The organism is Actinomadura craniellae (assembly GCF_003289645.1).
Classification (GTDB): Bacteria; Actinomycetota; Actinomycetes; order Streptosporangiales; family Streptosporangiaceae; genus Actinomadura_D; species Actinomadura_D craniellae.
In genome coordinates this window covers 65033-79468 of sequence record NZ_QLYX01000018.1, presented here as the reverse complement: position 1 = coordinate 79468, position 14436 = coordinate 65033, and the positions used below count along the sequence as shown (strand labels likewise).

The following is a 14436-nucleotide window of genomic DNA, read 5'->3' as shown; positions in this document are numbered from 1 at the left end:
CCGTGAGGCTCGGAGACGTCCACGAGGGAGGCGGAAGGGCTTCATGATCGAGCACATCGTCCGGACCAGTCCGAGCGCGAACAGGCTGCCGCGAGCGGACCAGCTCGCCTGGAAACTGGCGGAACTCGCGGTGAACGCGCCCGCACCCGGCGCCGAGGTGGCGGAGATGGTCGCCAACCGGGTGATCGACAACGCTTCGGTGGCGGTGGCGTCGCTGCACCGGGCCCCGGTGGTCGCGGCCCGCGACCAGGCGCTGAGCCGCCGGGCCACCGGCCGGGGCGCCGCGGTCTTCGGCGTGGGCGCAGCGGTGCTGCCCGAGTGGGCGGCCTGGGCGAACGGCGTGGCCGTCCGCGAGCTGGACTACCACGACACCTACCTGGCCGCCGACTACTCCCACCCGGGCGACAACATCCCGCCGATCCTGGCCGTCGCCCAGCACCTCGGCGTCCCGGGCGCCGCGCTGACCCGCGCGATCGCCGTCGCCTACGAGGCGCAGGTCGCGCTCGTCACCGGGATCTGCCTGCACGAGCACAAGATCGACCACATCGCGCACCTGGGGGTGTCGGCCGCGGCGGGCATCGGCGCGCTGCTGGACCTGCCGGCCGAGGTGATCTACCAGGCGATCGGGCAGGCCCTGCACACCACGACCGCCACCCGGCAGTCCCGCAAGGGCGAGATCTCCTCGTGGAAGGCCTACGCCCCGGCGTTCGCCGGGAAGGCGGCGATCGAGGCCGTCGACCGGGCCGCGCGCGGGCAGGGCGCACCGTCCCCGATCTACGAGGGCGAGGACGGCTTCATCGCGTGGCTGCTGTCCGGGCCGCAGGCCGAGTACCGGGTGCCGCTGCCCGAGCCCGGCGAGGAGACACGCGGCATCCTGCGCACCTACACCAAGGAGCACTCGGCCGAGTACCAGGCCCAGGCCCTCATCGACCTGGCCCGCGACCTGCGCACCCGGATCCCCGACACCGCGAAGGTCGAGCGGATCACGATCCACACCAGCCACCACACCCACCACGTGATCGGGTCGGGCGCGAACGACCCGCAGAAGTACGACCCGTCGGCCAGCCGCGAGACGCTCGACCACTCGATCCCCTACATCTTCGCGGTCGCGCTCCAGGACGGCGGGTGGCACCACGTCGACTCCTACGCGCCCGAACGCGCCGCCCGCCCCGACACCGTCGAGCTCTGGCGGAAGATCGGCACGGTCGAGGACCCGGAGTGGACGACCGCCTACCACGCCACCGACCCGGCCGAGAAGAGGTTCGGCGGCCGGGTGGTCGTCGAGCTGTCCGACGGCACCGCCGTCGAGGGCTCCCGCGGTGTCGCCGACGCGCACCCCGAGGGCGCCCGCCCCTTCGGCCGCGAGCAGTACGCGCACAAGTTCCGGACCCTGGCCGGCGAGCACGTCCCCGAGCGGGAGCGGGCGCGGTTCCTGGACCTGGCCGCCCGCCTGCCCGAGCTGGCGGCGGCCGAGGTCGCCGCGCTGAACGTGGACGCGGGCCTGCCCGGGGAGCCGAAGACCGAAGGGATCTTCTGATGCTGCACTCACGGCTCACCGCCCAGGCCAAACGCGGCGCCTTCCGCGCGGCCCTGGCGAGCGGCGACCTGCTGCGGCTGCCCGGCGCGTTCAACCCGCTGAGCGCCCTGGCGATCACCCGCGCCGGCTTCGAGGGCGTCTACGTCTCCGGCGCCGTCCTGTCCGCCGACCTCGCCCTGCCCGACATCGGGCTGACCACGCTCACCGAGGTGAGCCGCCGGGCGGGGGAGATCGCCCGGGTCACCGACCTGCCCGCGCTCGTCGACGCCGACACCGGGTTCGGCGAGCCGCTCAACACCGCGCGGACCATCCAGGTCCTGGAGGACGCCGGCCTCGCGGGCTGCCACATCGAGGACCAGGTCAACCCCAAGCGCTGCGGCCACCTGGACGGCAAGTCCGTCGTGCCGCTGCCGGACGCGCTGCGGCGGATCCGCGCCGCCGCCGACGCCCGCCGCGACCCGGACTTCGTCATCTGCGCCCGCACCGACGTGCGGGCCCTGGAAGGGCTGGGCGCGGCCCTCGACCGGGCCAGGGCGCTCGCCGACGCCGGCGCGGACATGATCTTCCCCGAGGCGCTGGCGAACGCCGCCGAGTTCGAGGCGATGCGCAAGGCGGTGGACGTCCCGATCCTGGCGAACATGACGGAGTTCGGGAAGTCCACCCTGCTCACCACCGAGACCCTGCGGGACGTGGGCGTCAACGTCGTCATCTACCCCGTCACCCTGCTGCGGCTGGCGATGGGCGCGGTCACCGAGGCGCTGTCCGTGCTGGCCGCCGACGGCACCCAGGCCGCGCTCGTCGAGCGGATGCAGACCCGCGGCGAGCTGTACGACCTGCTCGGCTACGCCGACTACGCCAAGTTCGACACCACCGTCTTCAGCCACGCCTACCGGGAGCAGTGATGACCGCCACGATCAGCAAGGGACTGGCCGGAGTCGTCGCCGACACCACCGCGATCTCCATGGTCAACCCTGAGTCCAACTCCCTGACCTACCGCGGCTACCCCGTCCAGGAGCTCGCCGCCGCCTGCACCTTCGAGGAGGTCGCCTACCTGCTGTGGCACGGGGAGCTGCCCGACGCCGGGCAGCTCCGCGAGTTCGAGGCGGCCGAGCGTTCCCGGCGCCCGCTCAGCCGCAGCACCCTCGATGTCCTGGCGCGGATCCCCGAGAGCTGCCACCCCATGGACGCGCTGCGCACCGCTGTCAGCCACCTCGGCTCCGAGGACCCGACCGAGGACGACGCCGACGCGAACCTGCACGCCTCCATCGACCTGTTCGCCCGCATCCCGGCCGTCGTCGCCCTGGTCCAGCGCCGCCGCCGCGGGCTCGCCCCGATCCCGCCCGACCCGGCTCTGGGGTTCGCCGAGAACTTCTTCCACATGACGTTCGGCGAGGTCCCCGCGCCCGAGATCGTGCGCGCCTTCGAGATCTCCCTCGTCCTGTACGCCGAGCACAGCTTCAACGCCTCGACGTTCACCGCCCGGGTCGTCACCTCCACCCTGTCGGACCTCTACAGCGCCGTGACCGCCGCGATCGGCGCGCTCAAGGGCCCGCTGCACGGCGGCGCGAACGAGGCGGTCATGCACATGCTCCACGAGATCGAGGACCCGGCGCGGGCCGGGTCCTGGCTGGCCGAGGCGTTCGCCGAGAAGCGCAAGATCATGGGATTCGGCCACCGGGTCTACAAGAACGGCGACTCCCGGGTGCCGACCATGGAGGCCGCCCTGCGCGACCTGGCCGCCGCCAAGGACGCCGGCCGGCTCATGGAGCTCTACGACGCCCTGGGCGGCGCCATGGTCAGGGCCAAGGGCATCCACCCGAACCTCGACTACCCCACCGGCCCCGCCTACCACCTGATGGGCTTCGACATCCCCACGTTCACGCCCATCTTCGTGATGTCCCGGATCACCGGCTGGACCGCCCACATCATCGAGCAGCTGGCCGCCAACTCCCTGATCCGCCCGCTCAGCGCCTACGCGGGCCACGAGGAGCGGCGCGTTCCCGAGGCGAGCAGGCGGCTGGTCCGGACCGGCGGCTGACCCGTCCCGCGGGAGCCCGGCAGGAGCCCTGGCCAGGCCGGATCTCCGGCAGCCGTGCCCCGCCGGAGGAGCCCGCACCGGGCCGGTGGTTTGATGACCGTCTCGGCGTCCGAAGACGAGGAGCGCGCGCATGATCGCAAAGTTGCTGGTCGCCAACCGGGGAGAGATCGCCGTACGGGCCTGCCGGGCGGCCTACGAGCTGGGCATCGCGAGCGTGGCCGTGTACGCCCAGGAGGACCGGTTCTCGCTGCACCGGCAGAAGGCCGACGAGGCGTACCCGATCGGGGAGCCCGGGCACCCGGTGCGCGCCTACCTGAACGTCGAGGAGATCGTCCAGACCGCGCTGCGGGTCGGTGCGGACGCCGTCTACCCCGGCTACGGGTTCCTGTCGGAGAGCCCCGAGCTCGCCGAGGCGTGCGAGCGGGCCGGGCTCGTCTTCGTCGGGCCGCCCGCGAGCGTCCTCCGGCTCGCCGGGAACAAGATCGAGGCGGTGGCCGCGGCGCGCCGGGCCGGGCTGCCCGTGCTGCGCTCGGTGACGCCCGAGCCCGGCGCCGAACTGGAGGCCGCCGAGGAGGTCGGGCTGCCCCTCTTCGTCAAGGCCGCGGCCGGCGGCGGCGGGCGCGGGCTGCGCCGGGTCGACCGCCGCGAGGACCTCGTCGGCGCCGTCGAGGCGGCCCGGCGCGAGGCCGAGGGCGCCTTCGGTGACCCGACGGTCTTCCTGGAGCAGGCCGTGGACCGGCCGCGGCACATCGAGGTGCAGGTCCTCGCCGACGGCACCGGGAACATCGTCCACCTGCGCGAACGCGACTGCTCCGTGCAGCGGCGGCACCAGAAGGTCGTCGAGATCGCGCCCGCGCCCCGGCTCGACCCGGAGGTCGCCCGGCGGCTGTGCGACGACGCGGTGGCGTTCGCCCGGGAGGTCGGCTACGTCAACGCCGGGACGGTCGAGTTCCTCGTGGACGAGGGCGGCGAGCACGTCTTCATCGAGATGAACCCGCGCATCCAGGTCGAGCACACCGTGACCGAGGAGGTCACCGGGATCGACCTGGTCCAGGCGCAGCTGCGGATCGCGGGCGGCGAGACCCTCGGCGACCTCGACATCCGGCAGGAGGACGTCACCGTCTCCGGCTTCGCCGTCCAGTGCCGGATCACCACCGAGGACCCCGCCCGGGACTTCCGGCCCGACACCGGCCGCATCTCGGCCTACCGGTCGCCGGGCGGCGCGGGCGTCCGGCTCGACACCGGCACCGCCTACGCCGGGGCCGAGGTCTCCCCGCACTTCGACTCGCTGCTGGTCAAGCTCACGACCCGGGGCAGGACCTTCGAGGACGCCGTCCGCCGGTCCGCCCGCGCCGTCGCCGAGTTCCGGATCCGGGGCGTCGCCAGCAACATCCCGTTCCTGCTGGCCCTGCTCGACGAGCCGGGCTTCCGGGCGGGCGGCGTCACGACCGCCTACATCGCCGAGCACCCCGAGCTGCTGACGGCCCGCTCCAGCGGCGACCGCGCCACCCGGCTCGTGCGGTACCTCGCCGACGTCACCGTCAACAAGCCGTACGGGGACGCGCCGACCGAGCTGGACCCGGCCGAGAAGCTGCCGCCGCTACCCGAGGGGCCGCTCCCCGAGGGCTCGCGCGACCTACTGCTCGCGCTCGGGCCGCGGGCGTTCGCCGAACGGCTGCGCGGGCAGCGCGCCCTCGCCGTCACCGACACGACGTTCCGCGACGCCCACCAGTCGCTGCTGGCCACCCGCGTCCGGACCGCCGACCTGCTGCGCGCCGCGCCGCACGTCGCGCGCACCCTGCCCGGGCTGCTCTCGATCGAGGCGTGGGGCGGCGCGACCTACGACGTCGCGCTGCGCTTCCTCGGCGAGTCGCCCTGGGAACGCCTTGCGGCGCTCCGCGAGGCCGCCCCGAACACCTGCCTCCAGATGCTGCTGCGCGGCCGCAACACCGTCGGCTACACGCCCTACCCCGACGCCGTCGCGACCGCGTTCGTCACCGAGGCCGCCAAGACCGGCGTGGACATCTTCCGGATCTTCGACGCGCTCAACGACGTCGAGCGGATGCGGCCCGCCATCGACGCCGTCCTGCACACCCACGCCCTCGCCGAGGGCACGCTGTGCTACACCGGCGACCTGTCCTCGCCCGGGGAGCGCCTCTACACCCTCGACTACTACCTGCGGCTGGCCGAGGAACTCGTCGAGGCGGGCGTGCACGTGCTGTGCATCAAGGACATGGCGGGGCTGCTGCGCGCCCCCGCCGCCCGCACCCTGGTCGGCGCGCTGCGCGAGCGCTTCGACCTGCCCGTGCACCTGCACACCCACGACACCGCGGGCGGGCAGCTCGCCACCTACCTCGCCGCGGTCGACGCCGGGGTGGACGCGGTCGACGGGGCGTCGTCGCCGCTGGCCGGGACCACCAGCCAGCCACCGCTCCAGGCGATCGTCGCGCACACCGACCACACCGGGCGGGCGACCGGGCTGGACCTGGACGCCGTCCTCGCGCTGGAACCGTACTGGGAGGCGGTGCGCCGCCTGTACGCGCCGTTCGAGATGGGCCTGCCGGCCCCGACCGGCCGCGTCTACCGGCACGAGATCCCAGGCGGCCAGCTGTCGAACCTGCGCCAGCAGGCGGTGGCGCTGGGCCTCGGCGACCGGTTCGAGGAGATCGAGCGGCTGTACGAGGCGGCCGACCGGATCCTCGGCCGCCTGGTCAAGGTGACCCCGTCCAGCAAGGTCGTCGGGGACCTCGCCCTGCACCTGGTGGCCGCCGCCGCCGACCCCGCCGAGTTCGCCGCCGACCCCGGCCGCTTCGACCTGCCCGACAGCGTCGTCGGGTTCCTGGCCGGGGAACTCGGCGACCCGCCCGGCGGCTGGCCCGAGCCGTTCCGCGAGAACGCCCTCCGCGGCCGCTCCTTCACCCCCGCCCGGGCCGAACTCTCCGAGGAGGAGGGGAAGGCCCTGGCCGGGCCGGACGTCCGCGACACCCTCGACCGGCTGCTGTTCCCCGCCCCCGCCAAGGCCTACGCCGAGTCCCGGGCCTCCTATGGGGACCTGTCGGTCCTCCCGACGGGCGCGTTCCTCTACGGCCTGCGCCCGGGGCACGAGGTCGCCTTCGACCTCGAACCCGGCGTCCGCGTCCTCACCGCGCTGGAGGCCGTCGGCGAACTCGACGAGGCCGGCTGCCGCCAGGTCATCTGCACCGTCAACGGCCAGATGCGCACCCTCACCGTCCGCGACCGCTCCGTCGCCCCCGAAACCGCCCAGACCGAGCGCGCCGACCCGAACGTGCCCGGCCACATCGCCGCCCCCTTCTTCGGCTCCGTCACCGCCAAGGTCTCCGTCGGCGACCGGGTCTCCGCCGGTGACGTCGTCGCCGTCATCGAGGCGATGAAGATGGAGGCCACCATCACCACCCCCGTCTCCGGCACCGTCTCCCGCATCCCCGTTCCCGGCCCCACCCAGGTGGAGGCCGGCGACCTCCTCCTCACCATCGACTGACGGGAAACGCGCTAAATCTCTTCGCGAGGGTCCGCGCGTAGTCGCTCCAGCGTGTCTTGTGCGTCCGGTGAATCCGGGGCGACGGCGACCCAACGCTCCGCGTAATGAATCGCCCTTTCGTCGTTGCAGGCGGCGCAGGCGGTCGTCATGAGGCTGAGCGCGTTGGGGTCGTCCGGGCGCAACGACAGTAGGAGTTCGGAGCCCCGGCGGGCCTCCTCCCATCGGTTCAGCCCCATGAGCGCCTGGACCTTGCGGGACCAGGCGTTCCCGCTCGGGTCGACCTCGATCCATCGGTCCGCCGCTGCAAGAGCTTCCTCGTACTGCTTGGCACCGATCAGGGCCCGAGTGAACAGGAACCAGTAGAGAGAGTTGTTGGCGTCGTGTTTCAGTAGTTGCCGAGCGGCCGCGGCTGCTCCATCGAACTGCCCCAGCTCGTAGAGCGAATACGCCTCGATTTTGAACGCGCCGAGGGCGGAGCCGACATCCGGATTCGCGTGGCCGGACACTTTGGCGAGTTCCACCATTTCGATCACGCGTGCGGCTACCGGAACGGCTTCGTCATGGCGGCCAAGCCAGTGCAGCGCCTGCGCCTTGAGCGAGACCACCTGCGGATCCTGGGCGCCTCCGGGCCACCCGTCCAGGACCGGCAACAACCGATCGCCCAGCTGCGCTTCGTGAAGCGCCAAAGCGTACACCTGGCGGGCCTTGATGTTGTCGGGGGCCAGGGCGAACCATCGTTCGGCCGCATCGACCTCTTGTTCGTGCTCGCCGAGTTCGTGGAGCGACCTGGCCAGGGTCTCCCAAGCGCTTGCGGCGGAGCCATCTCCGGCGGTCACCCGGGCGGCCGTGGCGGCCGCCTCGGAATGGCGTCCCAGTTCACACAGTGATTTCGCCTTGATGGTCAACAAGGTCAGATCTTCTGAATCCGGCCAGCTGTCGATGAAGCCGGCGAGGCGGTCCCAGCGCCCGGTCACGCTCAGGGACACCCCGTAGTCATGCAACAGAGTGCTCTCGTCGAACGATGCCCGCTCCTCTTCGCTGGGCGTCAGCGCCATTGCACGCTCGGCGGCTTCGATGGCCTGTTCGTAGCTACCGGCCAGGACGAGTTCCCGAGTGTAGGCACGCCACGCGAAAGCATGGTCAGGCATCGCGGCGGTCCAATCGGCGAGGGTCTCCCTTCCGGCCTGTCGGTCATCGCATTGGACAGACGTGATCCACGCCTTCGTCCACGCGTTCGCGTCATGTGGTTCCCGCTCGGCGCAACGCCGGTAGGCGTCCATGGCGTCCCGCCATCGTTCAAGTCCTGCGAGGGCACTGGCGTGGACCCAAAGGGCGTTGATCTCGTCGGGGTTCAGGTTCAGGGAGCGTTCAGCCGCATCGGCCGCCTGGTCGAACCTGTCGAACTCAAGGAGCATCTGTGCGTAGCACAGCCAGGCTTCCGCGTCGTCCGCCGCGGCTTTCACCCACCCCTCGGTGGCTCCCAGCGCGGCGACCTGGTCGCCCGCGTTGGCTGCGGCAATCCACATCGACCTCCATGGTTGCGGATTGTCCGGGGTATGCAGGGCCCACTGCCGATAACAGCCGACGGCGGCTTCCCAACGCTCCAACTCCGACAAGGCCAAGCCGGTCCACGCCACCGGACGCCAATCGTCCGGATCAAGTCGCTGCCATTGTCTGATAGCGGCCAGCATCGCTTCCCAGTGAGCGGTCGCCTGATAGACCTCGCACAGTCTGACGAGCGGCTCCGGGTTAGCCGGCTCCAGCGAGATCCAGTGCCGGATGGCCTGTTCGGCGCCCGCCAGATCGCCTGCATCGTGGCATTGCGCGGCGAGTTCGCGGGGATGAATCCCCCACTCGTAACCGGCTGTTCCCCTGGATGGAGCGGAGTAAGCCGTTCCGGCGGCACCCGCCAAGCCCAACATGCGAACGAGCGTGGTGGCATCGGGACGATTTTGGGGTTCCTTGCTCAGGCACGCAACGACGACGGAACGCATCGGTTCGCTGAGCCCTGTTATATCGGGATTTTCATGGATGACCCGATAAAGAATGCCTTCGAGGGCTCCGCCTCCGAACGGCGGCCGCCCAGTGGCCGCAAAACACAGAACGCCGCCGAGTGAAAAAATATCGTCGGCCTGGAGTGGCGCATGGCCCTTCGCCTGTCCCGGTGCCATGAAAGCCGGCGTCCCAAGTAAAGCGCCGCTGACGCTGATCGTCGCAACGTCCAGGGCCCGCGCGATCCCGAAGTCGATGATCCGAGGGCCGTCGGGACCCATCAGGACGTTCTCGGGCTTGAGGTCCCGATGAACCAGCCCGCATGAATGGATGGCCGCCAGTCCTTCTGCGAGGCCCGCACCCAGTTCACGGACCAGTCCCGGCGGCAGCGGCCCATGTTCTCCGACCTTCTCGGCCAACGACGGCCCTGGAACGAAAGCAGTGACCACCCAGGGCGGATCGGCCTCCGGATCCGCGTCGACAACGGGTACCGTGTGGAAACCACCGACCCGCCGAGCCGCCTCCACCTCCCGGACGAATCTGCGTCGGAAGCTCGCGTCGGCTGCCAACTCCGGACGGACCACTTTAACTGCGACCGGGCGACCGCCAGGCGACCGTCCGAAAAACACCCGGCCCATGCCCCCGCTGCCCAACAGCCCCTGAATTCGGTAAGCACCGATCTCACGGGGGTCACCAGGAGAAAGAGGATCCATCACTGAACTCCCCGAACCCGATCATTTACCCGCCCAGGTGCGATCCTAGCGATGATTTGTCGGTCATAGGCAGAAGCGGGGAAAGCCGTACCGGGTAGGAAGGGCGTCCGCGAACCTCTCCTTTGGTAACCATGAGGCAGGTCACTCGACCGGGTGTGGGCTTGGCCAGGAAGTGCTCGGGACGGCCGTCCCCGGGGTTCATGAGTGGGGTGTCACGGATCACTGGCCCATGCCCCGCACCGCGGTGTCCTCCTGCCGCGTGCGGCCTCACCCCCGTGCCGGGTCTGCGCGCTCGAGCTTGGTCCAGCCGGTCCAGCCCCGCTTCTCCAGCAACTCGACCAGCCTGCGGGCCAGCGGCACGGTGTCGAACACCAGCGTGTCCAGCAGTTCGACGAGGGACGGCTCGACGTCGGGTTCGCCGGCGACGTGCTCCCCGTATCCCTCGCCGGCCAGCCGGGTGATGTAGTCGGCCAGCCTGTCGGCGAGCCCGGTCAGCCGCGGGTCGTCGGCGGTCCAGTCGAGCGCCTGGCTCAGGGTGCGGTAGAAGTCGATGAGCTCCGGGTCGTCGAGTTGCCGCCGCTTGTACGCCATCCACTCCGGGACCCGCTCGGGTGAGTGCGCGGCCAGCAGGACCCAGCCGTCGCGCTCGATCTTGATGATCCGCGGGTCGACCCGGAGCGTCCGCATCCGGTCGAGGAACTCGACCACCTCGGGCGGCAGCGCCAGGCTGTCCCCGGCGGCGAGTCGGGCGATCCGCTCCCGGTGCCGCTGGCGCTGCCGGATCTCCGCCTGCAGCCGCCTGTCGATGTCCGTGACCGCCGCGGTGAACTCCTCGTCGTCCGCCCGGAGCAGTTCCCGTACCCGCGCCAGCGGTACCCCGGCCTCGGCGAGGGTCCGGATCTTGATCAGCTCGATCACGGCGCCGGCGTCGTACCTGCGGTAGCCGGAGGGGTCCCGCTCCGGCTCCGGTAGCAGCCCCTTGGCGTGGTAGTGCCGCACCGCGCGCACCGTCACTCCGGCGTACGACGCCAGCTCGCCGATGGTCAGCATCAGCCCAGTCTCCTAGTTCGCGGCGCGCGTCCGGTAGAGGCGCCGTGACCAGAGGTAGCCGACCGATCCGATCACCACGCACCAGCCGACGGCCCAGACCACGTCCGGGGCATCCGGCGATCCGGCCAGCAGGCCGCGGGCGGCGTCCATGATCGGCGTGAACGGCTGGTGCTCGGCGAACCACCGCAACCCGGCCGGCATCGACTCGACCGGAACGAACCCGCTGCCCACGAACGGCAGCAGCACGAAGATCATCGGCCAGTTGCTCGCGGTCTCCGGGTTCGGGCTGGCCAGCCCCAGCGCCACGGCGAACCAGGTCATCGCCAGGGAGAGCAGCGCGAGCAGACCGACCAGGCCGAGGTACCGCGGCGCCGAGGCGGCGGTCTCCAGACCGAGCAGGAGCGCCACCCCGAAGACCACCGCGAGCGCGAGCGCGGTCTGCATCATCGCGCCGAGCACGTGGCCGGTGAGCACCGAGGCCTTGGCGATGGCCATGGTCCGGAACCGGTCGATGATCCCGGTGGCCATGTCGGTGGCGACCGAGATCGCGGTGCTGATGGACACGCTCGCCACCGTCATCAGCAGGATTCCGGGAGTGATGAACGTCAGGTAGTCGCCGCGGTCGCCCCGCGGGGCTCCCGGCAGGCCGGCGCCCATGGTGCCGCCGAAGACGTAGACGAACAGCAGCAGGAACAGCAGCGGCTGGCCGATCAGCATCAGCGTCATGGACGGGTACCGGACCATGTGCTTCAGGTTGCGACGCAGCATGGTCGCCGAGTCGCGGACGGCGTACGTCGCGGTGCTCATGCGGACACCTCCTCGGTGGTGGGGCGGCCGGTGAGGGCCAGGAACACGTCGTCCAGGTTCGGGGTGTGCATGGTGAGGCCGGTGACCGCGCCGTCGTCGATCCCGTCCAGCAGCCGCCGCAGCGCGGTGAGGCTGCCGTCGTGCGGCAGGGTCACGGTGAGCGCCTCGGCGTTCGGGACCGCGCCGGGCAACCGGTGCGCGAGCTCGGCCACCCGTTCGCCGTCGGCGACCTGGAGCTCGATGTGACCGCCGGGGACCCGCCGCTTCAGCTCGGCCGCGGTGCCCTCGGCGACCAGCCGGCCCTCGTCGAGCACGCCGATCCGGTCGGCGAGCCGGTCGGCCTCCTCGAGGTACTGGGTGGTGAGGAAGACGGTGACCCCATCGGCCACCAGCTCCCGCACGATCCCCCACAGGCCACGGCGGCTGCGCGGGTCCAGGCCGGTGGTCGGCTCGTCGAGGAAGATCAGCCGCGGCCCGGCCACCAGGGTCATCGCCAGGTCCAGCCGCCGTTTCATGCCGCCGGAGTATGTCGCCGCGCGCCGGTCGGCGGCGTCGACCAGGTCGAACCGCTCCAGCAGTCCCTCGACCGCGCTCTTCGCGCGGCGCCGGTCGAGGTGGCCGAGGTCGGCCATCAGCCGCAGGTTCTCCCGCCCGGTCAGCAAATCGTCCACGGCGGAGAACTGTCCGGTCACCCCGATCGACGCGCGCACCCGGTCGGCCTCGCGGCGCACGTCGTACCCGGCGACCCGGGCCGCACCGGCGTCCGCGGGCAGCAACGTGGACAGGATCCGGGCCATGGTGGTCTTACCGGCCCCGTTGGGCCCGAGCAGGGCGTAGACGGCGCCTTCGGAAACGGTCAGGTCCACTCCGGCGATCACCTCGTGATCGCCGTAGGACTTGCGCAGCCCGACGACCTCGATCGCACTGGTTCTCGTAGTCATGCCACCATGCTGGGAGGTTGACCCTGCGTCAGGGTCAACCCGCGCGACGCCATGACCTTCGAACGGGGAGGGCTCCGGCTCGCGCGCCATGCCCTACCGCGTAAGGTGCCCGCCGAGATTCCGGCCTCTAGGAACCGGACGAAGCCAACAAGTCAGTCCTTGTCGGTATACATAGTGATGTGCCCCCAACGGGATTCGAACCCGTGTTACCGCCTTGAAAGGGCGACGTCCTAGGCCACTAGACGATGGGGGCGGGTCGGCCGGCGACCCCGTCAGCATAGGGGAAGACCGACCCGTTGGCATAAACGATTGTCTCAGTCCCGCCGGGGCGGTGTCGCCGTGGGGGTGGCCGAAGGCGAGAACCCCGGTGCGGGCGTGCCGGACGGCGTCGCGGTGGGCGGCACGGGGCCGCCCAGGGTGCGGTCGGGGTCGGGTTCGAGGTGCCGTTCGATCTGGGCCGAGGTGAGCCCGAGCCCGCCCAGCCGGAAGTCGTCCCAGCCCTGCAGCCGCCGGGTGTCGCGGTTGAAGTAGAGGACGGACATCTCGATGGGCGTCGGCTCCTCGCCCTCCAGCCCGCGCAGCCCGGCGCCCCCGGTGGAGCCCTGGATGAACAGTCGCGTCCCGGCGGGCAGCATCCGGGTGGCCCGCCGGTGGGAGTGGCCGGACAGCACCAGCGGGGTGGTGCCGGCGAACGCGGCGCCCTGGTCGGGGTCGTGGATGACGGCGATGTCGGGGACCACGCCGGTGGCGCGCAGCACGGCGGCCTGGCGGGCGCCCTCGGCGTGCATCTGGACGGCGCCGACGTTGTCGTCGCGGGTGGTCTTGTCGGGGGTGAAGCGGGGGTCGCCGACCCCGTAGAAGTTCAGCCCGGCCACCTGGACGACCTTGCCGTCGTCCAGCACGATGCCGTTCTTCTGCCGGTCCACCGCCTCCTGGGTGTCCTGGGAGTCGTGGTTGCCGCGGACGAAGACGTAGGGGACCTTCAGCGTCTCGATCTCGTCGATGAACTTGTCCTCGGGTTTGCTGCCGTGGTCGGTGAGGTCACCGCTGTCGACGATCACGTTGATGCGGAACTGCTGGGTGACCGACCGGACCACGCTCCACGCCACCGGGTTGAGGTGGACGTCGGAGATGTGCAGCACCCGCACGGTCGTCGGGTCGGGCTCGTACACCGGCAGCGTGGACGTGGCGGTGTACAGCTGCGACACGTTCCCGACGAGCTTGGCGAGCTGCGCCCGGTACTGGTCGAACCGTTTCACGATGCTCTGCGCGTCCCCGACCACCTGGGGCGCGTTGGCGAGCAGCCCGGTGTACCGGGGCTCGGAGATGGACTGGGGGTTGAAGGTGAAGTAGGCGAGCAGCCCGACGACGGTCATCCCGGCCCCGGCGGTGCCGGTCGCCTGGAGCGCCCGCCGCCAGGACCGGAAGACGAGGAGCCCGGCGAGGAAGCCGAACACCAGCGCGAAGGCCATTGACCGCAGCGCGAGCTGGATCAGCCCGTGCCGGACCTGGCCGCCGACGGTCTCGCTGAGCCGGTCCAGGCCGGAGGGGTCCTCGATCAGCTTGCGGGCCGGTTCGGGGTGCACCTCGGCGACCTGCGCCTGCACCCGGACGGGCCCCCAGTGGCTGTCGAGGCGCAGCGAGCCGAGCGGTGGCAGTTCGAGGGTGGTGCCGCCGTTCCAGGACGGGCGCACGGACATCGACACGTCGGCGGGCCCGACGGGCGTCTCGACCCGCCCGCCGAGCAGCATGCCGATCGTGCCGCCGACGAGCCCGACGGCGATGACGCCGGACACCCGGGTCCAGCGACGCTGGGACAGCCGGATCGCCCGTTCCCGGGCGCGGCTCAGGACCACGAA

Annotated in this window: 9 protein-coding genes and 1 tRNA gene; 4 read left to right on the top strand and 6 right to left on the bottom strand. The window is 71.4% G+C overall.

The window, feature by feature from the left end:
* The first annotated feature begins 43 nt into the window (after positions 1–43).
* The 4 genes from DPM19_RS29935 to DPM19_RS29920 all read left to right on the top strand — a co-directional run bounded on the left by DPM19_RS29935 (position 44) and on the right by DPM19_RS29920 (position 7074).
* Positions 44–1537: an MmgE/PrpD family protein gene (locus DPM19_RS29935; protein WP_111871427.1), complete on the top strand. Its 1494-nt coding sequence runs from the start codon at positions 44–46 to the stop codon at positions 1535–1537.
* Entirely contained in the window at positions 1537–2439 is a 903-nt protein-coding gene (prpB, locus tag DPM19_RS29930; RefSeq protein ID WP_111871426.1) for a methylisocitrate lyase, read from the top strand. Before DPM19_RS29935 ends, prpB begins: the two co-directional genes overlap by 1 nt.
* A complete protein-coding gene (locus tag DPM19_RS29925) occupies positions 2439–3575 on the top strand; it encodes a bifunctional 2-methylcitrate synthase/citrate synthase (RefSeq protein ID WP_111871425.1) in 1137 nt (378 codons plus the stop codon). The genes prpB and DPM19_RS29925 overlap by 1 nt, the downstream gene beginning before the upstream one ends.
* 130 nt (positions 3576–3705) lie before the next feature.
* The gene (locus DPM19_RS29920) at positions 3706–7074 is read left to right on the top strand and encodes a pyruvate carboxylase (RefSeq protein ID WP_111871424.1); all 3369 of its coding nucleotides are present in this window, start codon (positions 3706–3708) and stop codon (positions 7072–7074) included.
* Between the two features lie 11 nt (positions 7075–7085).
* On the opposite strand, the gene DPM19_RS29915 is transcribed toward DPM19_RS29920, so the two are convergent.
* The 6 genes from DPM19_RS29915 to DPM19_RS29890 form a co-directional block, all read right to left on the bottom strand.
* Positions 7086–9779 carry a serine/threonine-protein kinase gene (locus DPM19_RS29915; protein WP_111871423.1) on the bottom strand — a complete coding sequence of 898 codons (2694 nt, stop codon included), beginning with the start codon at positions 9777–9779 and terminating at the stop codon, positions 7086–7088.
* Between the two features lie 267 nt (positions 9780–10046).
* Positions 10047–10829 carry a MerR family transcriptional regulator gene (locus DPM19_RS29910; RefSeq protein WP_111871422.1) on the bottom strand — a complete coding sequence of 261 codons (783 nt, stop codon included), beginning with the start codon at positions 10827–10829 and terminating at the stop codon, positions 10047–10049.
* A 12-nt stretch (positions 10830–10841) separates the two neighbouring features.
* Entirely contained in the window at positions 10842–11636 is a 795-nt protein-coding gene (locus DPM19_RS29905) for an ABC transporter permease (protein WP_111871421.1), read from the bottom strand.
* The gene (locus tag DPM19_RS29900) at positions 11633–12577 is read right to left on the bottom strand and encodes an ATP-binding cassette domain-containing protein (RefSeq protein WP_111871420.1); all 945 of its coding nucleotides are present in this window, start codon (positions 12575–12577) and stop codon (positions 11633–11635) included. Before DPM19_RS29900 ends, DPM19_RS29905 begins: the two co-directional genes overlap by 4 nt.
* A 180-nt stretch (positions 12578–12757) precedes the next feature.
* A tRNA-Glu gene (locus DPM19_RS29895) sits at positions 12758–12830 on the bottom strand.
* Between the two features lie 61 nt (positions 12831–12891).
* Positions 12892–14433: a metallophosphoesterase family protein gene (locus DPM19_RS29890; protein ID WP_233510926.1), complete on the bottom strand. Its 1542-nt coding sequence runs from the start codon at positions 14431–14433 to the stop codon at positions 12892–12894.
* Positions 14434–14436 lie beyond the last annotated feature (3 nt).